At 41.2% G+C, this 21,703-nt stretch carries 16 protein-coding genes and 1 pseudogene; 12 read left to right on the top strand and 5 right to left on the bottom strand.

Going from position 1 to position 21,703, the window contains the following annotated elements:
- The coding region (gene priA, locus OGM63_RS23475) for a replication restart helicase PriA (protein ID WP_263748086.1) at positions 1 to 1,410 on the bottom strand (1,410 nt) is incomplete at its 3' end.
- Between the two features lie 946 nt (positions 1,411 to 2,356).
- On the opposite strand from priA, the gene OGM63_RS23470 reads away from it, so the two are divergent.
- From OGM63_RS23470 to OGM63_RS23455, 4 genes are all read left to right on the top strand, one after another.
- A complete protein-coding gene (locus OGM63_RS23470; protein ID WP_445974568.1) occupies positions 2,357 to 3,373 on the top strand; it encodes an RpoD/SigA family RNA polymerase sigma factor in 1,017 nt (338 codons plus the stop codon).
- Positions 3,374 to 3,500: 127 nt separating this feature from the next.
- Positions 3,501 to 3,995, top strand: a complete 495-nt coding sequence (locus OGM63_RS23465) for a GNAT family N-acetyltransferase (RefSeq protein ID WP_263748083.1) — start codon at positions 3,501 to 3,503, stop codon at positions 3,993 to 3,995.
- A gap of 189 nt (positions 3,996 to 4,184) precedes the next feature.
- Positions 4,185 to 4,523: a cytochrome c6 PetJ gene (gene petJ / locus OGM63_RS23460; protein ID WP_263748082.1), complete on the top strand. Its 339-nt coding sequence runs from the start codon at positions 4,185 to 4,187 to the stop codon at positions 4,521 to 4,523.
- Positions 4,524 to 4,802: 279 nt separating this feature from the next.
- Complete coding sequence (locus tag OGM63_RS23455) at positions 4,803 to 5,705, top strand: tetratricopeptide repeat protein (protein ID WP_263748081.1); 903 nt, start codon at positions 4,803 to 4,805, stop codon at positions 5,703 to 5,705.
- Between the two features lie 210 nt (positions 5,706 to 5,915).
- Here the strand turns inward: OGM63_RS23455 and OGM63_RS23450 are convergent, their stop codons facing one another.
- Entirely contained in the window at positions 5,916 to 9,836 is a 3,921-nt protein-coding gene (locus OGM63_RS23450; protein ID WP_263748080.1) for a CHAT domain-containing protein, read from the bottom strand.
- A 468-nt stretch (positions 9,837 to 10,304) separates the two neighbouring features.
- Here OGM63_RS23450 and OGM63_RS23445 point away from each other — a divergent pair, with 468 nt between their 5' ends.
- Positions 10,305 to 11,252: an RpnC/YadD family protein gene (locus tag OGM63_RS23445; protein ID WP_263748079.1), complete on the top strand. Its 948-nt coding sequence runs from the start codon at positions 10,305 to 10,307 to the stop codon at positions 11,250 to 11,252.
- 149 nt (positions 11,253 to 11,401) lie between these two features.
- On the opposite strand, the gene OGM63_RS23440 is transcribed toward OGM63_RS23445, so the two are convergent.
- Positions 11,402 to 11,890: a HugZ family pyridoxamine 5'-phosphate oxidase gene (locus OGM63_RS23440; RefSeq protein ID WP_263748078.1), complete on the bottom strand. Its 489-nt coding sequence runs from the start codon at positions 11,888 to 11,890 to the stop codon at positions 11,402 to 11,404.
- A gap of 189 nt (positions 11,891 to 12,079) precedes the next feature.
- Here OGM63_RS23440 and OGM63_RS23435 point away from each other — a divergent pair, with 189 nt between their 5' ends.
- From OGM63_RS23435 to OGM63_RS29655, 6 genes and pseudogenes are all read left to right on the top strand, one after another.
- The gene (locus OGM63_RS23435; RefSeq protein WP_263748077.1) at positions 12,080 to 12,247 is read left to right on the top strand and encodes a hypothetical protein; all 168 of its coding nucleotides are present in this window, start codon (positions 12,080 to 12,082) and stop codon (positions 12,245 to 12,247) included.
- A gap of 91 nt (positions 12,248 to 12,338) precedes the next feature.
- On the top strand, positions 12,339 to 12,908 hold the full coding sequence (locus OGM63_RS23430; protein ID WP_263748076.1) for a hypothetical protein: 570 nt from the start codon (positions 12,339 to 12,341) through the stop codon (positions 12,906 to 12,908).
- Between the two features lie 26 nt (positions 12,909 to 12,934).
- The gene (locus OGM63_RS23425; protein ID WP_263748075.1) at positions 12,935 to 13,324 is read left to right on the top strand and encodes a C6orf136 family protein; all 390 of its coding nucleotides are present in this window, start codon (positions 12,935 to 12,937) and stop codon (positions 13,322 to 13,324) included.
- 42 nt (positions 13,325 to 13,366) lie between these two features.
- On the top strand, positions 13,367 to 14,557 hold the full coding sequence (locus tag OGM63_RS23420) for a TRC40/GET3/ArsA family transport-energizing ATPase (RefSeq protein ID WP_263748074.1): 1,191 nt from the start codon (positions 13,367 to 13,369) through the stop codon (positions 14,555 to 14,557).
- Positions 14,558 to 14,812: 255 nt separating this feature from the next.
- Entirely contained in the window at positions 14,813 to 17,047 is a 2,235-nt protein-coding gene (locus OGM63_RS23415; protein WP_318528535.1) for a GAF domain-containing protein, read from the top strand.
- Positions 17,004 to 17,702 (top strand): annotated as a pseudogene (locus OGM63_RS29655) (sensor histidine kinase); the annotation flags it as partial. The gene OGM63_RS23415 and the pseudogene OGM63_RS29655, both read left to right, overlap by 44 nt.
- Before the next feature lie 156 nt (positions 17,703 to 17,858).
- On the opposite strand, the gene dnaN reads toward OGM63_RS29655, so the two are convergent.
- Entirely contained in the window at positions 17,859 to 19,025 is a 1,167-nt protein-coding gene (gene dnaN, locus OGM63_RS23410; RefSeq protein WP_263748073.1) for a DNA polymerase III subunit beta, read from the bottom strand.
- 211 nt (positions 19,026 to 19,236) lie between these two features.
- Positions 19,237 to 20,679: an RtcB family protein gene (locus OGM63_RS23405; RefSeq protein ID WP_263748072.1), complete on the bottom strand. Its 1,443-nt coding sequence runs from the start codon at positions 20,677 to 20,679 to the stop codon at positions 19,237 to 19,239.
- A gap of 249 nt (positions 20,680 to 20,928) precedes the next feature.
- Between OGM63_RS23405 and OGM63_RS23400 the strand changes: the two genes are divergently transcribed.
- Positions 20,929 to 21,672, top strand: a complete 744-nt coding sequence (locus OGM63_RS23400) for a hypothetical protein (protein ID WP_263748071.1) — start codon at positions 20,929 to 20,931, stop codon at positions 21,670 to 21,672.
- Positions 21,673 to 21,703 lie beyond the last annotated feature (31 nt).

Here is a 21,703-nt window from a genome sequence, read left to right as displayed (position 1 = left end):
TCCCCCTTCCCTGACGCTCAACCAACTTTCTAAGGAAGGGGTGGCAGAACCTAAAATTAAGGGACAATTTTCTAATTCGGCTCTCCACTGAGCGACGGTTCGAGCGTGGTAGGTGGGGATGGGTAAGTCTTGTTTAAAGCTGCTGTCGTGTTCTTCGTCTAAAATGATCAAACCCAAGTTTGGTAAAGGGGCAAAAACGGCGCTTCGGGTGCCGATAACTACTTGCGGTTCTCCTGTGAGCATTTGGCGCCAGGTGTCGTAACGTTCACCATCATTTAGAGCGCTGTGATAAACACTGACTCTGTTACCAAATCTAGCCCGAAAGCGATCGGTTAATTGCGGTGTTAATCCAATTTCTGGAACTAAAACGAGGGCAGATTTATTTTGATTGAGTAGGGGTGCGATCGCTTGCAAATATACTTCGGTTTTTCCCGAACCTGTCACCCCATGCAATAAAACTTGAGCAGATCCATTTAGTTGATTTATTGTCGCTAACGCTTGGGATTGAGCTATTGTTAATGATTTTGCTTGGTCGGCTAATATTCCACTCGCAGGAGTTTCGCTTCGCAAAATTTCCCGTTCTTGAATAACAATATAACCCTTTATTTCCAGCGTTTTTAGGGTAGAAGAACTCGTGCTACAAATTTGTAATAATTCAGTTTGCCATAACTCACCGCCATGTCGCCGCAATACTTCTAAAATTTCTCTTTGGCGAGTTGTTAAGTCACGATCAAAGCTACTTCCTACCATTGTGACTGCTTTTTGCCGCTTTGGTCGAGAAGGGCGCGGCGGTTCTAAATAGCTTTGTACCATACCGCATCGCGACAATTCGCGTACTCCTCGATATGCTCCCTTGACTTTTTGTTGAAGGTAGGTAAAGCTGTAATCTCCTGCTGCTGAGGAACGCAGAAGCTCTACAATTTGTCGCGCTGCATTCGACAAGAAAGCTTCAGTAGCCAAAGAATCGAGGGATGTGTCTTTTAAAACTAAACGGATACGCCGTTGCGATCGCCCTAATAATCCGGGCGGTAATGCAACTCGTATAACTTGGATCAGTTGTGTGTAATAATACTGCGACACCCTTTCGATCAATGTCCAGTAATTATCTTGAAAAAAACCGCTATGAATTACATCTTCGACATCTCTAATTTTTTCTCGTGGTATGTCAGCGCTGGGTTGTGTTAATAATCGAATGGCTAAAGCTCCTAACTGTTGCGCTCCGAATGGCACACTTAAAATATCTCCTGGTTGACAAAGTAACTGAGGTGGCAATCGGTAAATAAATAACCCTGAGCTTCCTGGACAGTCAACCAGCACTTCGATCCACCGCTCAACAACTCTGCCCGATTCGTATGAATTACCTGGTTCGGCTACTACCAATGGAGATAAACTTACGCCATTACTATACATAGCTTTTGAATTAATAGACTGTGATAACGCATCTGCGTTTTGGTTAGAATTCACTCTTCTAAGTTAACTTTAACTTTTCCAAGTTACGAAGACGAATTGTATTTCCGAATACTTTTATCCTTTATAATAGTTGATAAGTTTCCTTTTATGTAATTTATCGGTCAAACTAATCTCAACTCAAGGCAGAAATAAATACTTAATGTTCAATCTAAAAAAAAATCAAATCATCTTTGCCTACTCCTAAAAGCTGTCTTCATATACTAAGTAAGGTACAGGGCTTTTCCACCTATTGATAGATATTCAGCCCTGTCAGTATATGGGATGCTGGAATTTAGATAAATATAGCTCAAGTTTAGACAGCCGATATATTGGTATTTTCATTCGGAAGTTGGCGGCGGTTACATTAACCGAAAAAGAAGACTCTGAAGTCTATAATCAGTACTCAGACAGAAAAAATAAAAATGTAGACAAAAAAATATAGGAACATTTAAGGTTTAAGGATGATTACCGAAAATATTTATATTTGTTAAAGTTGATAAAGTTTGAAAAATTGACAGATTTGCTAAGAAAGAAAAGAATGAGGAATATATATGTTGAGAGTGGAAGCAGATATTTGAAAATGGAAATACCAGTATTGATTTTTGAATTATATATAACAGGAAGTATGAAATGAAAGATACAGACTGAATGTCGCTTTCAATGAGACATTAGCAGAAACCTATATTTTGCTATAAGACAGGTGTATTTGTTCTGATGGTAAAACTACCAAACCTCAATAAAAAGCAGCTGTCATTTAATTATGTACCAAACAAAGCAACAATCCCTTAAGGAAACTATGAATATTGCTGAATTGGGAACAATGGAGATACTAGTAGAAAATGCTGTTGAGAGTGAAGTACCACTCGAGCTAGAAGCAGTAGGAGATGAATATACTGCCATAGCCGAAATGGAAACTTTGGAACGCGATGGCGATAAAATGGCGGCAGCGCGACCATCCGGATATAATAAAACCGAGCATGATGATGCTGTCGGCGCGTTTTTTAAAGAAATGGCGCGTTATCCTTTACTTAAAGCCGAAGAAGAAGTAGAATTAGCGCGGCGAGTGCGATTTAATGAAGAAGTAAGGGAATTACAAGTTTCGTTGAGCGAAACATTGGGTGAACAAGCTAGTAAGGAAAAAGTCGCATCCTCACTAGAGTTGACAGAAAAGCAACTAGAAAGTCGCTTGTATCAAGGTAGAGTAGCGAAGCGGAAAATGATTCGCTCAAATCTCCGGTTGGTAGTGTCAATAGCGAAACGATATCTGAATCGGGGAGTACCTTTTTTGGATTTAATTCAGGAAGGGGCAATGGGGTTAAATCGCGCTACAGAAAAATTTGATCCCGATAAGGGATATAAATTTTCGACATACGCTTATTGGTGGATTAGACAAGCAATTACACGAGCGATCGCTAACGATGCACGGACAATTCGCTTACCAATCCATATTGTTGAAAAACTTAACAAACTCAAAAAAGCGCAACGCGAACTTAAACAAAAACTTTGTCGCAACCCAACAGAAGCCGAAATGGCAGAAGTATTAGAAATACCTTTGCCACAACTACGCCAACTACAACAACTACGTCGTCAAGCACTTTCTCTCAACCACCGTGTCGGTAAAGAAGAAGACACGGAATTGATGGATTTGCTAGAAGACGAGGATAATCAATCTCCCGAAGCAAAAATGAACGAAAACATGATGCGTCAGGAGATTTGGGAAGTTTTGGGTGATGTGTTGACACCACGAGAAAAAGACGTGATTTCTCTGCGGTATGGTTTGACTACCAGCGAACCGTGTACCTTAGAAGAAGTAGGCAATATGTTTAATTTGTCGAGAGAACGAGTGCGACAAATTCAAAGCAAAGCCATGCGAAAATTGCGGCGTCCTCACATAGCCAAACGTTTGAAAGGTTGGTTGGTGTAGTAGAGACGTTCCACGCTTTACGTCTGTACAAGTAGAGACGTTCCGGCGGAACGTCTGTACTACAGGTACGGAGTTAGGAGTCAACGGTCATTGTACTATTGACTTTGGACTATTGGACTATTTACTAATGACTTTTGATAACGATTTGATTTTGCGGTTTGCGGAACCAGCAGATTGCACTGTGCTGTTTGAGTTAATTCAGGCTTTGGCAGAGTATGAAAAATTATCTCATGCGGTCACTGGTAATGCTGAATCTCTGAAAGAGCATTTATTTGGCTCTAATAAATATATTGAGGCGATATTAGCAGAATACCCAGGGCAAGCTGCCGGCTTTGCTCTGTTTTTTCATAATTATTCAACATTTCTGACTAAGCCAGGAATTTATTTAGAAGATTTGTTTGTTTTACCGAAATATCGACGAAAAGGTATTGGGAAAGCTTTATTGAAAAAATTGGCTCAAATAGCTGTCCAAAGAAATTGTGGACGGTTAGAGTGGAGTGTTTTGGATTGGAACGAGCCTGCGATCGCATTCTACCGCAGCATGGGAGCCTCTATTTTAGATGATTGGCGAATTTGTCGGGTTGCAGAAGAAGGGTTGAATAAATTGGGGGGTGGGGAGTAGGGGGAGAGGGGGAAGCGTGGTGTGGGGGAAGCGTGGTGTGGGGGAAGCGTGGTGTGGTTAGGAGTAGTTCTTGACAACCAACAAAACCGCGAAGTTTGACAGGCTGTCATTTGACTACAATAACCATGAAGCTCACAATTATGAAGGATATTGCACTAAACAGTCCTTTTTTTGCAGAGAGAACACGGGATGAAAAAGATTCTTTCGGTATTGTTGTTATGCGTAACAATCTTTACCTTTGCCTTCAACAGTCCAGCTTTAGCAGACGCAGTTAGTGGAAAGAAACTTTTTGCCGCTAATTGCGCCTCTTGTCATGCTGGTGGTAAAAACTTAGTTAAAGCTGAAAAAACTCTGAAGAAAGAAGCTTTAGAGAAGTATGCGATGAACTCACAAGAAGCGATTATTGCCCAAGTTACAAAGGGTAAAGGTGCTATGCCGGCTTTTAAAGGTCGTTTAAAACCAGCTCAGATTGAAGACGTAGCTGCTTACGTCTTGGATCAGGCTAACAATAAAGAGTGGAAGAAGTAGAGTTAGGAGTTGTAGAGACGCGAAATTTCGCGTCTCTACAGGAGCGAAATTTCGCGTCTGTACAAGAGTCAGAATGCAACGTTTGGGGATTTTGTTACCATAGGTAGTTGACGTTGACATTTATTTATGTTGGGGAATGGGGTGCAAAAACATGGTTATTTATATTACGCAAAGCGTAATATAAAATGCTGGATTCTGGCTCCTCAATCCTTTCTTGGTAAATATGCCTTACCTATTGCTGCATGTTTTGCAAAAAAAATCAAATTGGGAGATTTGTTTATGAATCGCTGCTATCGATTCATTCTCAGTTTTATGATGGCGATCGCTCTCAATTTTGTCACTTTCAGCGCTGAGGCAACACCGATTGCTAGCGACTTCTTGGAGTTGGGTGTAGACAAGATGCAACGCGGCAATTATCAACAAGCAATTCAAGATTTAAGTGAGGCAATTCAGCTTGAAAGTAATTTTGTCGCAGCTTATAGCGATCGCTGTCTTGCGTATCTTCAATTACAAGATTACCATAGTGCGATCGCAGATTGTACAAAAGCAATAAATTTGGCTCCGAAAAATGCTGAAGCTTATTTACATCGGGGATTAGCACACTACAGACAAGGTAATTATTTGGATGCGATCGCTGATGATAAACAAGCGATCGCTCTCAAACCGGATGATTTTCGAGCTTACTACAATCGCGGCATCGCAACTGCCATGTTGGGGAATCAAGTTCAGGCGATCGGCGATTACAATAAAGCTTTGTCAATAATTCCGCAGAACTTGCAATCTCTACAAGCGGATATATATAATGACAGAGGGTTAGCGCGGTTAGAGTTGGCAGATTTGCAAGCAGCAATGCTCGACTTTGACAAAGCAATTCGTCTCAATGCCAACGATGATAGAGCATACTTTAACCGAGCTTGCGCTTGCACGAGAACCGGGGATATTTCCGGTGCAGTGCGCGATTTTTCGGAAGTAATTAGACTTAATCCCAGCAATGCTCAGGCTTATGTTAATCGCGGAGTTGCCCGACATTGGTTAGGATATCATCAAGCAGCGATCGCTGACTTAGAAAAAGCGGCTCAACGTTTTGGAAAGAGAGAGAAAGTAGCTTACCAAAAAACTCTCGATCTACTTAAATCTGTCCAACAACAGATACCATCCGAAGCCGAGATTGCCCTGCTTTAAGTAGTGAGCGATTTATCGCTCAATATCATTGGCTTATAGAAGCACATATCACGCACGTCACCCCCAACCCCTCTTTTTGCACTGTGTAGAGGGGAGATAAAGCTGTGCTTTATCGGGGTGAGGTTAAACTGTACCTTACTCTTATTAGGAAACGCTATAAGCTTTTGAAATTGAGCGCTTCAGCGCTCACTACGAAAATTTTTATTAACTTCATCGCCACTCACCCTGTAAAGTGAAGGCAGACCAATAATAAGGATTTTTCCAAGTTGAATTTTCCCATAGTTTCAATTGAGCCGCACGCAAAGCAACTGTAGGTGATTTCCCCTGCTTCAACATTTGCGTGTAAAATTGTTGCATAAATTCTGCCGTCCCCGCATCATCAACTTGCCAAAGAGACACACCCACACGTTCCGCCCCAGCATACATTAATCCTCTTGTCAAGCCTACTAAACCTTCACCATCGACATCTTTGCCTAAACCGGTTTCACAAGCACTAAGTACGATTAAATCGGCTGCAAAGTCAAGGTTAAAAATATCACCTAATCGTAGATAACCTTTATTAGCGGGTTTACCTTGTTTGTCTACAAGAGATAAAACGATTCCTGATAGTTCTGGATTTTTAGGGTCAGCAAAGCCGTGTGTAGCAAAATGTAAAAAGCGATATTGTGAAAGTTGCTTATTTGTTACCCAGTTGTAGTTAGCATCAAAATCGAAGGCTTGGAGATTATTAGAATTGGGTATGATATTTAAAATTCCGTTTGCTTCAGTGCGTGTACTTTTAATTCTTTCCCAGCCATTGCGATTAAGATTTTTTGCTCCTCGCTTCAAGTCAGATTGTTCTATTTGACCGCGAAAGTCTGAGTTAGGAACGGGACTTGCAGGTTTGCCAGTGATTCGCTCATCATTCGCTTCAAACACCGGATCGGCAAGCACTGCGAGAGTGAGGGGTGCGGTTTTGCGTCCTTTGAGGTCTTGTCTTTGGGTTGCGATCGCTGTAACCGAAGGCAAATTAACTATTTCATGATTGACTATCAAAGGTTGATAACTGACCTCTCCCCCAACCCCTCCCCTATGAGGGGAGGGGAGTTTATCTTGCTCCCCCTTCCCTTGTAGGGAAGGGGGTTGGGGGGTTAGGTCATTCAATGCCGCAAAGGGAATTGTTTGCAATTCCCCATCAGCAACAATCACCAAACGCTTTTTCCCCAACTTCTCAGCTACAGGTGCAAGGATGATTTGACTAAGTTTAGTTGCAGATAAAGCCGTATTTTTAAGAGCTTGAGCTTTTTCTGATGGGGAGAATTGGTTACATATTCTTAATTTCTGACATTTAATTAAAGTTTCTCTAAATTCGGTGACTGCTTTCTCTATCTCTTCGCGTTTGGGGAGTTCGTAGGTGTCGATAGAGTTGGGAGTTACAGCCCAGAGATAACTGTGTTCTTTGCCTAAGGAATACTCTAACAGCAGCGTGTCTTTATCTAATTGTTGCTGAATTTGCGGTAGAGTCAATGGTTGGGGATACTTTAGCGCTGCGTATTTGGGACTTGAAGTGCGGATTTTGGTTTGCAGTTCTTTCTGTTGAGTGAGGAGATTTTCGACTTCTTTTTGAAGCTTTTCTTGTGCTGGTTTGCCAGATGCCTCTTGTAACAGTTTTACTCTCGCATCAATTAACTGCTGTAAGCGCTTTTCTTCTGCTAAAAGTTGGGTATCAACATCTTTACGGATATTTGCTCTAGCTTCAGTTAAAAGTTCAATTAAACCACGGGCGCGCGATCGCTCGCTGATGTGCAGTGCTTCGGCATTGTATCCTTTTGAAGGGTCTTTTTTGTGCAGTTGCATCAACAAGTCAATGTAGAATTTGTAATAATCCTGCACTGTAGCAAAGTAGGAAGAACGTAAGTCTTGGCTGTTGACTTTGCTGCGTGTCTGCTCAACAATGCCGATGACTGTTTCTATCTGCGTCTTGGCTTGGTTGAAATTGCCGCGATCGCGCTCAATAACGGCTATCTTATAAAGTGGATAAGTTTGTTGTGATATGTCACCTATTTGCTGCGCTAGCTTTAGTTCTTGATTGTAAACTTCTATAGCCAGTTGCGGCTGCTTCATGGATCTGTAAATCTTACCTTGGATTTTGTAAACGGCGGCTTGTGATGTTAAATCTCCTAGTTGCTGTGATAGCAACAAACTTTGTTTGCTAGCATCAAGGGCGTTTTGATAATCGCCAGCGCGTTCATAGGCAGCGCTTAAAATAAGAAGGCTACCACTTTCGTTATGTTTAAGGTTATATTTGCGAGATAATTCTAAAGCTTCTTTGGCTTTGGTAATTGCTTGCTGATAATCCTCCAATAACTCATAAGCCTTGGCAATGGTTCCAAGGATGCCGGCTTCCGTGGAAACAGAACGTTGTTCACGGGCGTACTTTAAAGCCTGGTTGTAATAGTATAATGATTGACGACAATCTTCTGGTTTTTCTTGATAAAAGCAGCTTCGTAGATAAACAGTACCTATATAATTGAGACCACTTCCTACTAAATAGGGATTGCTTTTCTGATATATTGCCAAAATTTCTTTGCTTTTTTCGATACTTAATTCATAAGCCCCTAAATCTCCGTAAACATTGCTGATGTAAAAGAGAATCAATGGTTCTAGACCGGAGTTTTGTTTTTGCTTAGAAATCTCCAGTGCTTGGTTGAGTATATCTAAGGCTTGCTGAAATTCTCCTGATTTTGTATGAATAGAGGCAATGCTTTGAAGTGTGTTAGCTTCTCCTTTAGAATCTTTAATGTCACGTTGCAGCTTTAGGGCTTGAGTAAAATTATCTTTGGCTTTTTGTGTCTCACCTAGATTGTAGTAAGCGTCACCAATACTGGAAATCAACTGTGCTTCATCCTGGGTTTGACCTAGCTCATGAGCTATAATTCGTCCTTGGTTTAAGTAGAAGATTTGCTGCTGTGTATCGCCCAACCCAGAATAGCTGGAGGCAATTTGCTTGAGAATAATGATTTGATTTCTTTGAGATTTTGCGTCCTGTCCTAATTGGCTTTGGATTGTTTTTTGTAACTCTAAAGCCTGCTGGATATATTTTTCTGCTGAAGGGCGATCGCCTCTTGTACCGTAGACTAAGCCTATGTCAATGAGTGTCTCTACTTGTTCTGATAAATCTTTTGTTTGGCGATAGATTTCTAATGCTTGCTGGTAATAATCAAGGGCTTTCTCTGTTTCGCCTAAATTTTGGTAGTTTAATGCGATGGATGTCAGTGTATGTGCTTGTTCTGGTAAATCCTTATTTGCCTTGTGAATCGCTAAGGCTTTATCTAAATATTCTTGCCCCTTTTTCCGTTCGCCGAATTTACCATATACTCCACCAATTCCAGATAGTGCTTGAGCCTCTTCTTTTGGTTTATTTTCAGCATGATATAGTGACTGGGCTTGGTTGTAAGCATCAATCGCTTTTTGCTTTTCGCCTAATTCTTCGTAAAATCCACCAAGTAGTATGAGCGTTACACCTTGCGGGGAGCGAGCTTTTGGTTCTTTAGATTCCCGCAAGATAGCTAATGCTTGTTCGAGATATCCCACAGCTTTTGTGTATTGAGTCAGGTTGATGCCGTAGATATTGCCGAACGTCATAAGTGTACGAGCTTCACCAAGACGATCCTTTAGTTCCCGCGAGATAGCTAATGCTTGCTCCAGATATCCCAGAGCTTTGGTGTTTTCATTCAGATCACCGTAAGTACTGGCGATCGCATTAAGTATAGAAGCTTCGTTGGATCGAGCTTCTTGAGGTATTACCGCACGTACTTCTGGTAATCTCCAGATTTTTAGCACCTCTTCTAATTTTGTAATTGCTTGTCGCTGTGATGCTGCTGATGGTTGCTTCGATAGCTCAATTGCTTCTTTCAAAAGTTGAGATGCTTTATCCTTCAGTGGCTTTATTTTCGCTTCTTCCGGACTTAGCGCAGGTTTTGTGTTTTGTGGTTTTGTGGCTGGCAACTGTGCTATTTGCAACCTTCTTTCAGATGTTGCTCCCACCGACTCAGACACCAAGACGCCACTGAGTAATAAAATTAAACTTCTTCGGGTAAAACTGGGTAGCAAGCACCAGAAAGTCCGCTGAGACCTTGCACTTTTCTTCATCCTCAAGCCTCAACAAGTTATTCTTCAGATCCCCGACTTCTTAAAAAAGTCGGGGATCTTGTTTTGGAATACAAGTAAATTATTTAGTTGACTTCAGAGAAATTACTGAAGTTTGATTATTATCTTACGGGTATTACTGGGAAAAATCTACTTCTGTTTCGGTTTTTGTAACAGTATTGCCCTCAATGAAAAAAACTGTAAGTCGTTGGGGCACAATAGATTTGCCTTGAAAATACGGCTAGGACGTGTTTTTACAGCAATTTTCATGTATTTATACCACACTCTTGTTTCTTCCTTTGCGCCTCTGCGGCTTTGCGTGAGATAAAAATAATGTGGTTCATTTACCTGAAAATCGCTATAAACCAGATTAGGCGAATAAGTGCAAAAAGTCTAACCTAGAATATTACAATGTTGACACACTAAATTATCTGGTGGCTATTGCTAGCGCTTATGTGAGTGGGAGAATAAATGACCAGATTTCCCTACGACCAGTTTGCCAAAGATTATCTCCAAGAATTGTTATTGCCATTAGGAAAAGTAGAAACAAGCCGTCAGGTTGCGGCAGAAGTGCGGGAGATTGATGTTTATTTTGCACCGTCACCTCAACCTTCAAGCAACACAACGCTATTAGGATTATTAGGGCGATTTGCTGCTACAGCAGCACTGTTTGAACCGTTTAGAAATGCGGCAAGCATAAGTGAAATTCGCGGTTGTATACACAAATTGTTTGATGTTTTTGCTGATTTGGAACGTCAGACTAAACGTAATAATACTCGCGTTTCTGAGATTGAATTACCGCGTTTGTGGATTTTATCGCCTACCGCTTCTGTGTCGATTTTAGATGGATTTGGAGCTAGAATTGATGAAGATAACTGGGGTGCTGGAGTCTATTTTTTAGGAGACTTTCTCAAAACAGCTATTGTCGCAATTCACCAGTTACCATGTACTGAAGAAACTCTCTGGTTGAGAATTCTAGGTAAAGGGAGAGTTCAGCAACAGGCAATAGCTGAACTAGAGGCACTTTCAGAAAATAATCCTTTACGTTCCAAAGCGATAGATTTGTTAGTTAGTTTGAAGACTACCTTAGAAGTCGGTCAAAATGTAGATCAAGAGGATAGGGATTTAATTATGCGCTTATCACCCATTTATGAGCAACGGCTAGCAGAGGCAAGACAAGAAGGTATCCAGCAGGGTATGCAGATTTCTCAGCAACGGCTAGCAGAGGCAGCACAGCAAGGTATTCAGAGGGAACGTCGGATCACAATAGAAAACTTGCTGCGTGTCCGCTTTGGGACATTGGATGAGGAGTTAGCAGCAATTATTGAGCCGATGGTTGTATTACCACCAGAAGAGTTTACTCGTTTTTTGCTGCAATCATCTCGTGAGGAGTTGTTGGCAAGATTTCGCTCCTCTTGAGATTAGACATCTCCAAAAATGAACTATGCGTTGCCCAAAACCCTTGTAGAGACGCGAAATTTCGCGTCTCTACATTGTTTTCTGGAGATGTATATTGTGTGAAGCAATAAGAGCGATCGCCTATACAATAACGTAACTTTAACTACAAACTAACCTTTAATATGCTTTAAACTATTAAAATCATCAGCAGTTATTTGATAAGCTGCACCAAAGCCAACTACAAAACGTCCTTCAGTTGGTGTAAGCTGAAAGATGCGGAAGTCAGCCAAGCCACGAAAGACTTGGATCATGTCTCCAAAACGTTCTTCAAATCTATCTGCAATTTGATTCCACTCTGAAGTTTCTCTTTCAATTAAACTTGCAGAACAATCAAAAGTTAGACGACGACGGGCAAAGATTTGCTCGGTTTTCGATTCATCGTCAATAAACAGAATGCAAGCTTGAGATTTAGCATACAAGTTACGGGTGTGAGGTGAAAGACCGCTAACGAATATATAAACGTTTTTTGCCTCATCCATCACAAAAGGTGCATAACTAGCGTTAGGTTGATTTTCTTCGCTAACGGTGCTGAGGATTAGACTTTGAAATCCATCTGTAAAATTTTGATATGCAGCTTGTGCTTCTTCTATTTTGCTCATGGTTGATTATAGTTTGTAGTTAGGGCAAAGAGGGCTATTTATTCCTAATGTACTATGCTATTTGAGCGATCTTTGGGCTGATGAAAGAGCGAAAAATCAGGTTTTAATGCCTGAAACCGATATCTCATATTTGGTATTTCCTGTCAATGCATAAGTCCTAGTGGTCTGTCTCATTAATTTTGAGGGGTAATGTTGTATCGTGATTACAGAGCAATGTGGACTCAACAAAGCCACAAGCCCAGGTGCGATCGCTTCTGTCCAACCTGGGCTGATCGGGGAAAAAGGATGCGATCGCTCTGGTTGTTAGATTTACCTTTAGAAGTAGTTCAGCAGGCAGTACAGCAGACTGATAGATAGATTTTTCAGTGATTTTTGCCTGTAAGTACATAGTTTGTTATCGCCTGGAACCGCAAAACGTTACCCTAGAGGCTAAAGATGAGAAAAAACTATGAAATCTGATGAAATAGCGGTAACCCTGACAGACTTATTTGGTGAAGCTGCTGTAAGCGCGATCGCACTGGGATCTTGGCAAGTAGAAACCTCTGGCTTTCGGCTATTGGTGCTACTTAGCGAAGATAATACATGGTTGCGAGTGTTGCTGCCAATTGTGCCAGTACAAGAAGCTCAACCTTTATTAGAACAGTTGCTAAAAGCGAATTTTGATGAGACTCAAGAAGTACGCTACGCCGTGTACGAAGGCGTAGTCTGGGGAGTATTTCATCATAATAGTAACACTTTGGTAAGTGCGGATTTGGAGGGTGCCATCAAAAGACTAGTATCTTTATATGAAGCTGGTTTAGATGATGTCTTCAATCAGCTAATTGAAAGCCGCATTCGGCAAATTATCCTCGCAGCAAAACAGCAAGGACAATCTCTACAAGCTACTATGCAAACTTTAGAACGCTTTTACGCTGAAGGATTGTTAGGTGAAATAGAACAAACTTCAGAAGCACAAGCAGAAGTTATCGCAGCTTGGCAACGTCAGTTAGAACGTCTTTGGAACGAAGTAGAACCATAAAAAATTCACGCATTCACGCATTCAAAATGGATATTATTCAAATCCTCAAAGAAGACTATCAAAGATTTCCGGCAAATCAAACTTACAGCATCTATGCTGAAGATGTTTCTTTTCAAGATCCGCTGAACAAATTTCGTGGTGTCAAGCAGTACAAACTGATGATTAAATTCATCGAGACTTTCTTTTTAAATCCAAAAATGGATTTACACGATATCCAAAAAGAAGGAGACACAATCAAAACTAAGTGGACACTCAATTGGAATACACCTCTACCCTGGAAACCACACATTTCTATCCCTGGCTGGAGTGAGTTACGCCTTAACTCTGATAGTCTGATTGTCTCTCACATTGATTATTGGAATTGTTCGCGTTTAGACGTGCTGAAACAGCATTTATTTCCCTTAAAAAGTCGATAATGTAAATAAATGTAAAAAATCCTCAGCTAGGACACTGAATCCATGCGTGTAATTTTGATGACAGGCAAAGGTGGTGTAGGCAAAACCTCCGTTGCCGCAGCGACTGGACTGCGTTGTGCAGAACTAGGCTATCGCACACTTGTTTTAAGTACAGATCCAGCACACTCCTTGGCAGATAGTTTTGATTTAGAACTAGGACATGCACCCAGACAAATTCTCCCAAATTTGTGGGGTGCGGAACTCGATGCGCTGTTAGAATTAGAGTCAAACTGGGGTGCCGTCAAACGCTACATAACCCAAGTTTTGCAAGCACGGGGTTTGGATGGGGTACAAGCGCAAGAATTAGCAATTTTACCAGGCATGGATGAGATTTTTGGCTTGGTAAGGATGAAACGCCACTATGATGAAGGCGAGTATGATGTTTTGATTATTGACTCAGCCCCCACAGGCACAGCATTACGACTATTGAGTTTACCAGAAATCAGTGGCTGGTATATGCGCCGATTTTATAAACCGTTTCAAAACATCTCTGTCGCACTTAGACCAATAGTTGAACCTTTTTTTAGACCGATCGCTGGTTTTTCTTTGCCAGATAAAGAGGTGATGGATGCCCCATATGAATTTTATGAGCAAATTGAAGCTTTAGAAAAAGTATTAACTGATAATACTCAAACTTCAGTGCGGCTGATTACCAACCCAGAAAAGATGGTGATTAAAGAGTCTCTTCGCGCTCATGCTTATTTGAGTTTGTATAATGTGGCAACGGATTTAATTATCGCTAATCGCATCATTCCCGACGAAGTACAAGATCCATTTTTCCAACGCTGGAAAGAAAATCAGCAGCAATATCGTCAAGAAATTCATGATAACTTCCTTCCTCTGCCTGTGAAAGAAGCACCGCTTTTTTCTGAGGAACTTTGCGGTTTAGCAGCGTTAGAAAGATTGAAGGAAACGCTGTATAAAGATGAAGACCCAACTCAAGTTTATTACAAAGAAACGACAATTAGAATAGTGCAAGATCAGAATCAATACAGTTTGGAACTTTATTTACCTGGGATTCCCAAAAATCAGGTACAACTCAGTAAAAGTGGAGACGAATTAAATATTACAATTGGCAATCATCGCCGTAATTTAGTATTACCGCAAGCTTTGGCAGCATTGCAACCATCTGGTGCAAAGATGGAAGATGATTATCTGAAAATTCGCTTTGCTGATGCTGCAAAAATTAGTTAGGTAGAGACGTTCCGTCCGGAACGTCTCTACATCTGTGTAGAGACGCGAAATTTCGCGTCTCTACAATTTCAATTTTTACGCTCTTATTTAGGATTGGTATATATAATAATTGATAGGATGTTGTCTTGTGAATATTAGCAATTAATCAGATTTATATAAATATAATCAGTAATTTTCCTGAGGACTAAATCAATAATTAAATAAGACAATAATATATATTTTCTATTAATTATCTTAGTAATTTTACTAAAAGCAATGACCTCTACCACAGAAGAAGACTTGCGGGTAAGTGGAAATAAAGAAAATTTGCTACATCGCATAACAAACCGTATCCGTCTGACGCTAGAAGTGCAAGATATTCTGATAGCGACAGTGGGGGAGGTGCGTTCGTTTCTCGGTACAGATCGAGTGATGATTTATAAATTTAATGTGGATAGTAGCGGTCAGGTCATTGCTGAATCTATAAACGATCGCTCTTTACCATCTTTGTTAGGGCTTAATTTTCCGGCAGATGATATTCCCCCTCATGCACGGGAATTATTTATGAAATCACGAGTGCGATCGCTTGTAAATGTGAACGAGCACAAAATTGGTCAAAGTCCTGTGTGTGACACCCAAACCAAAGAAATTATCTCTGAAGATTTTCGTTATCGTCCTGTAGACCCCTGTCATGTTGAATATTTGACGGCAATGGGTGTAAAATCATCTCTGGTAGTGCCGATTCTAAAAGACAAAAAACTCTGGGGACTGTTGGTATCTCACCACTCGCAACCGCGTTCTGTTGGGGAAGATGAACTGGAAGTGCTACAGATTGTGGTAGATCAACTAGAGATCGCGATCGCTCACAGTGCTCTTCTGACTCAAGTTCGTGAAAAAGCTGAACGTGAAGCGATCGTTAGCCGCATTGCTACTTTATTGCATTCACTCCCGACAATTATATTACAGCCAGCTTTAGAAGCAGCCATTGTTGCTTTTGGTGGTTCTGGTGGCAGACTTTGTATTAGAAATGAAGCTTTTAATTATCAAAATTGCGGCTTCAGAAGTTTCGCAGAATGTTTGATATCAAGAAGCGATGCTGTCAAACTTTATATTAGTGGAAAGCAACCTGCAATACCAGAACAAACAATATATCCATTGATGGAGCAGTATAGCGTTTGGCAGGAACACTACAAGTCTGGTAACTATAATGTTTGGGCTATTTCAGATATATATAAAACTCCAAATTTACGAAATTTACAAGCTGCTTTTCAACCAACCAAAATTCGCAGCATCTTGATGATTCCGCTTTATTATCGTCAGCAATTATTCGGCTATTTAAGTATTTTCCGAGATGAAATAGACACAGAAACTCTGTGGGCTGGTCAATGCGATCGCGACCAGCGGCAACTCTACCCGCGTGTATCATTTGATATTTGGCGTGAATTTAAAAAAGCACAGGCTCAGAAATGGACGTTTAAAGAGATTGAATTGGCTGAAGAAATTGGTAAACATTTTGCGTCAGCCTGTCAGCAGTATGAATTATACCAACACGTACAAGCCTTTAATATCGACTTAGAAAATCAAGTTAAAAAGCGCACAATTGAACTGCAACGGACAAGTCAACAGCAAGAAGCTGTGTTTGGAGTCATTGCCAAGATTCGTGAGTCTCTTGACACCCATACGATTTTTCAAACAACTACTAAAGAGGTTTGTCAACTATTAAAAACTGATCGCGTTTCTGTTTATCGCTTTGATTCTGATTGGGGTGGTGAATTTGTCGGTGATTTTGATGCTAGTCTTAACTGGTCGAATGATGAGTACAAACTAGATATTAATACTGTTTGGAACGACACTTACTTACAAGACACACAGGGAGGACGCTACCGCAACAATGAAACATTTGCAGTAGATGACATCTACAAGATGGGATTTTCTCAGTGTCATATCGATAATCTAGAGCACTTTCAGATTCACGCTTTTGTGCTTGCTCCGATCTTTGTCGGACAAAAACTTTGGGGTTTGCTAGCAACTTATCAACACTCTGAATCTCGACAATGGCAAGACCTTGAAGTTAATTTCTTTAGTCAGATTGCTGCCCAAATCGGGGTAGCACTCCAGCAAGCTGAATTACTCAAGCAAACACAACAGCAGACATTAGATTTGCAACAGGCAGCAGAACAACAACAAGTATTGTTTGAAGTTGTTGCCAAGATTCGGGAATCTCTCAGCTTGGATGCGATTTTTCAAACGACTACCCAAGAAGTTTGTCAATCACTACAAGCGGATCGAGTTGCAGTTTATCGCTTTAACGCTGATTGGAGCGGTCAGTTTCTTGCCGAGTTTGTTGGTGAGGATTGGGTCAAATTAATTAGTTCCCAGATCAAGATGGTGTGGGAAGATAGTTATTTGCAAGAAACCCAAGGTGGAAGGTATCGCCACAATCAAACATTTGCAGTAAACGACATCTATCAGGCTGGTCACTCTTTATCAACAGCAGTATCCGAACCCTAGCCGTGAGATTTGCGATCGCTCAAAAGAGATAGATTTAGAATTTATTGCCGAAGATTTGCCCAAAATACTGTCGTCGTTGAAACTAGGAAGCGATCGCATTCGTCAGATTGTCCTGTCTTTACGGAATTTCTCCAGGCTTGACGAAGCCCAGATGAAACAGGTTGATATTCACCAAGGTATTGATAGCACCTTACTGATTTTACAGCATCGTTTGAAAGCAACGCCAAACAGTCGCGGTATTGAGGTAGTTAAAGAATACGGCAACCTACCCTTAGTAGAATGCTATGCCGGACAATTAAATCAGGTGTTTATGAATGTTTTGAGCAATGCCATTGATGCTTTAGAAGAGTCATTGTCAAAAAAACCTCGACTTAGAAGCGATCGTCCCCAAATTCGGATTAGTACCGAAGTTATAAACAATCATCAAGTGGTGATTCGCATCGCTGATAATGGTTCGGGAATGCCCGAACACATCAAAACGCGAATATTTGACCCGTTTTTTACCACCAAACCAGTAGGAAAGGGTACTGGCTTAGGTCTATCAATTAGTTACCAAATTGTGGTATGCAAGCATAGTGGTGTCTTCAAATGTAATTCGCTACCTGACTCTGGTACGGAATTTTCAATTCAAATTCCGATTACAAATAAAGTATGAAGGATAAACGATGAAAAAACCAAAGCAGACTAGGAAACGCTATCAGTCCCAAATCCTCGTAGAGACGTAGCACAGAATAGTCTCTACAGACATACCATTTTTTAGCACCAACTGTATTCCTTTTTATCCTTCATACTTGAGACTTCTTCAGCACTTTTAACTTCTTAATTGCACCGGCATTGCTAAATAAGTCATCTTTAAACCGCTCAGTGGTGTAAAAATGACTGGAGTGAGATTTCCATTTAGCTGCATTTGAATTTCTTGAGATGGCAATGCTTTTAAGCCTTCCATTAAATATTTGACATTAAAGGCAATATCTATATCTTCTCCGGATATTTGTGCCGGCATCGACTCAATAGCGCTACCCACATCTTGAGATTCTACAGATAAGGTAATTTCCTCGGCGTCACCGTCCATGCTAATTTTGACGATATTATTTTTTTGATTAGCTAAGACAGCAATTCGCTCTAAGGTGCTAACTAATTGTTTGCGATCGAGTGTTAATTGTCGCTCAAATTGACGGGGGATGAGTAACCGATAAGCGGGATATTGTCCTTCTAAAATTCGGCTTGTTAAGCGTTGATTTTGCCATTGAAAGACAATTTGACCTTGATCGAAATATAAGGCTACAGTTTCTTCTTCAGAGGAACTATGAGCCAACATCCGCTCTAGTTCCCGCATGGCTCTGTTTGGTACTGTTACTTCTAGTTGATTTTCACTGCTAGCGATCGCACTTTCGTTGAGTGTTTCTACAACTGCTAAACGATGTCCATCTGTCGCTGCAAATTCCAGCGCGTCTTGTTTAAGTGTTAAATGCACTCCCGTAAGCACTTGCTTAGTTTCATCGCTACTGGTGGCAAATAAACAACCCCGCAATCCTTCAATTAATGCAGCGCTGGTCAGATGAATTGCTTCGATATTTTCGATTATAGGTAGTTCGGGATACTCTTCCGCTCCCATTGCTCGAAGTTGATAACGTCCACTTTTGGGTGTGAGTGTAACAATTATACCTTCACCACCTGGGGTTTCGGCAGTGCTTGCAGATTCATCTTCTAAGGTGATTTCTCCTTCGGGAAGACGAGAGGTAATATCTACGAGTAGTCTAGCAGGAAGTGCGATCGCTCCGGATTGAATAACTTCAGCACTAAAGGTTGTGCGGATACCCAAGCTGAGATCGAAAGCTGTTAAACTTACCGAGTTAGTTTGAGCATCCGCTTGCAGTAAAATGTTAGCAAGTACTGGATGAGTTGGACGTGATGGAACTGCACGGCTCACAATTGAGAGGTTGGTACTGAGGTCGCTTTGGGAGCAAACTAATTTCATGGTCAGGCTAACTGGTGAAGAAGTATGTTAGCACCATTGTTGCGAACAATGTGACCATGTAGGTAGGCGAAAACAAATATAAGATAGCGTAGGGTGTGTTAGCGAAGCATAACGCACCATTTCAGCCTTAGCGGTGCGTTAGGGAGGAGCCGTAACGCACCCGACAACTGATAATATTAGTTACCAACCCTACGCTGTTAGATTTAACGCTTTAAGCCTTAAAGGTCAAAACCGGACTCAAACGCGCTACAATATCCACCATTTTTGCCTCTACTTGCACATCAATTACTGACTGAATCGACTTGTAGGCAGCGGGTGCTTCCTCAATTCTGCGTTCTTGACGCAGTGTGATGCAGTCTACCCCCGTTAATCTCAGTTCTGACTCACTTTGCGATGCACCTTGACGGGTGAGGTCAAAACGGCTACGCACTCTTCCTGCCCCATGTGAAGCGGAATTGCAAAAAGCTGGATTCCCTCTACCCACCATAAGATAAGAATAATCACCCATTGAACCTGGGATAATTACAGGTTGTCCGGCATAAGCGGGACAAGCACCTTTGCGAGTTATCCAAGAACCCGATTTCTCAGACAAGGTGATGTTATGGGGTAAGTCATAAACTAGTGGTGCTTCTACATTTTTGTAAACTTCTCGCAAACGCAGACGTAATAGTTCTGCTAACATCAAGCGATTGATAAAGCCATAGTTAGCAGCTGTTGCCTCAGCTTGCAGATAACTAGCAACTAGTTCGGGGTGGGAATGCACAGAAAGGGGAAAAATGTGCGAGTCAGGATACTTCAACCCTTTTTGCCAAGCGGCTTTAGTTTTATCTTGCCACATTCCGCCGATGTATTTACCCACATTGCGAGAACCTGAGTGAATCATAAATGCAAGTTGTCCTTCTCGCACTCCCCAAGCGTGAGCAAGAGCGCGATTTTCAACTCGATCAACTCGCTGCACTTCTACAAAGTGATTCCCCCCACCAATCGTAGCCAATCCACCATCACGCACCAGTCCTTCATCTGGTACAAGTTCTTCCGGTGCAAGTTTCCAATTTCCATCCATTGAACCATCTAAGAAAATGCGTTCGCTTTCTTGAACAATTTGTTGCAAATTAGATTTGACAAAACTGCCTGTAGGTGCTTCCAACATCGCATCTAACCAACCGGGAACTCCGTATTGAAACATAGCGCGGGATGTTTTCGCTGTCATGGTGACATCACGGGTGCCGAAGAAGTAATCACCCTTCATCAATTCTACAAAGCGATCGCGTTTCGCTAAAAATTCATCGATTGTCAAATCGACGACATGCAAACGCATCCCACAATTGATGTCACTCCCGACAGCCGCAGGAATAATTTGACCTTCAGTTTCGATTACTGAACCAATGGCAATCCCCGCATCACCTGGGTGGAAGTCAGGTGTAGCACAGGCACGGCAAACACAGCCCCCTGCTGGGTGACGAACGCTTGCCAGATTTGCTAACTGCTTCAGTGCCTTCGCTTCTACGGGTAAGCCTTCTGGTAGCAGCACTTCCACTACAGGCGTATCCGAATTATCACGTAAACGAACCGAATAAGTTTTGTTGTTGTAAGTTACATCTAAACCCTGCCGTGCTAAAGCACGCAGGAGACGCTTGAGATTTTTTGGCTGCATGAATACTCCAATGGAAGCCTTATAAAAGACTCTTGGTTGTGAAGAGATTGGGGAGACTTGGGTTCAGCAGCCGCATCTCAAGTAATGTGATAAGTCGGTTCCCGGAGTTTTGGGGGAAGACGAATTATAGATGAAGTCTTAGTAAAGTTATCAATAACCTTTTTAACACATATTTATCTCAAGTGACAAGTGTAGTAATGTCTTTATACATCTTTTCCTTTTTGAAAAGGATTTACTAAAGACTTTAATATGGAAACCAAATTAATCAACTTTTCAAATAAAGGTTTGTCTGGGATTATAATCGCTGCACTTACAGCTTTAGTTGCAGTTTTACCACTACCAGCTAAAGCCTTAACATTTGTTACTGATAGGACTGCTTTAAAAGGTAATGACTTAATAGATTGGTCTAGTCTCGGTGAAACTAATCCTTTCAAAGTTTTACCCAATTCTTTTTCAGCTAAATCTCAACGCAGTTTAAGTTTAAATGTAGATATTCCGCTTCCTCAACCGGGTGTTAGCGCACCATTAGTTTTTCATACTTTACCTACACCCGGTATAGCAACTGATTTTGCTAGTGGTGATTATATCTTGTTAACAGGAGCTAAATTCAATCCTCCCCTAGATGGCAATGCGGGTCCTTTAAGTATTACCTTTGATAAACCTGTGAAAAGCGCTGGTACTCAACTAGCTGTAGCTTTTGAACTAAATCCATATAAAGCATTTGTTTCAGCTTTTGATGACGCAAATCAAGAATTGGGGACTTTTTCTTTAGATGCGGTTTCCTCGTTAGCGTTGGATAATTCTGCTGTTTTTCTTGGTGTTAGCAGCGATATTGCTAATATTAAGCGGCTAGTTTTTAGTAGTTCTGTTGCAAATCGTCCTTTTGGAATTAATAAATTAAGTATTACGGCTGTTCCTGAACCAAGTTTCACTTTTGGGTTAATAGCTTTAGGTGCAGTGACGCTAAAGCGCAAATTAAACAGAATTAAGTAAGTGGGCGAAATTAAACGTAAAATATCGTAGT

Origin of the sequence: Plectonema radiosum NIES-515 (assembly GCF_025753815.1) — a bacterium.
Taxonomy (GTDB): domain Bacteria; phylum Cyanobacteriota; class Cyanobacteriia; order Cyanobacteriales; family Nostocaceae; genus Hassallia; species Hassallia radiosum_A.
Note: the sequence above shows the minus strand (reverse complement) of the source record. Positions and strands in the feature narration are given on the sequence as shown.

What these genes read in the sequence shown, in the direction of transcription:
- petJ (WP_263748082.1), top strand. Translation starts at nt 4,185, where the DNA reads ATGAAAAAGATTCTTTCGGTATTGTTGTTATGCGTAACAATCTTTACC.
- OGM63_RS23430 (WP_263748076.1), top strand. Translation starts at nt 12,339, where the DNA reads ATGAAATCTGATGAAATAGCGGTAACCCTGACAGACTTATTTGGTGAA.
- OGM63_RS23445 (WP_263748079.1), top strand. Translation starts at nt 10,305, where the DNA reads ATGACCAGATTTCCCTACGACCAGTTTGCCAAAGATTATCTCCAAGAA.
- OGM63_RS23425 (WP_263748075.1), top strand. Translation starts at nt 12,935, where the DNA reads ATGGATATTATTCAAATCCTCAAAGAAGACTATCAAAGATTTCCGGCA.
- OGM63_RS23400 (WP_263748071.1), top strand. Translation starts at nt 20,929, where the DNA reads ATGGAAACCAAATTAATCAACTTTTCAAATAAAGGTTTGTCTGGGATT.
- OGM63_RS23435 (WP_263748077.1), top strand. Translation starts at nt 12,080, where the DNA reads ATGTTGTATCGTGATTACAGAGCAATGTGGACTCAACAAAGCCACAAG.
- OGM63_RS23405 (WP_263748072.1), bottom strand. Translation starts at nt 20,679, where the DNA reads ATGCAGCCAAAAAATCTCAAGCGTCTCCTGCGTGCTTTAGCACGGCAG.
- OGM63_RS23415 (WP_318528535.1), top strand. Translation starts at nt 14,813, where the DNA reads ATGACCTCTACCACAGAAGAAGACTTGCGGGTAAGTGGAAATAAAGAA.
- dnaN (WP_263748073.1), bottom strand. Translation starts at nt 19,025, where the DNA reads ATGAAATTAGTTTGCTCCCAAAGCGACCTCAGTACCAACCTCTCAATT.
- OGM63_RS23450 (WP_263748080.1), bottom strand. Translation starts at nt 9,836, where the DNA reads ATGAAGAAAAGTGCAAGGTCTCAGCGGACTTTCTGGTGCTTGCTACCC.
- OGM63_RS23420 (WP_263748074.1), top strand. Translation starts at nt 13,367, where the DNA reads ATGCGTGTAATTTTGATGACAGGCAAAGGTGGTGTAGGCAAAACCTCC.
- OGM63_RS23455 (WP_263748081.1), top strand. Translation starts at nt 4,803, where the DNA reads ATGAATCGCTGCTATCGATTCATTCTCAGTTTTATGATGGCGATCGCT.
- OGM63_RS23470 (WP_445974568.1), top strand. Translation starts at nt 2,357, where the DNA reads ATGGAAACTTTGGAACGCGATGGCGATAAAATGGCGGCAGCGCGACCA.
- OGM63_RS23465 (WP_263748083.1), top strand. Translation starts at nt 3,501, where the DNA reads ATGACTTTTGATAACGATTTGATTTTGCGGTTTGCGGAACCAGCAGAT.
- OGM63_RS23440 (WP_263748078.1), bottom strand. Translation starts at nt 11,890, where the DNA reads ATGAGCAAAATAGAAGAAGCACAAGCTGCATATCAAAATTTTACAGAT.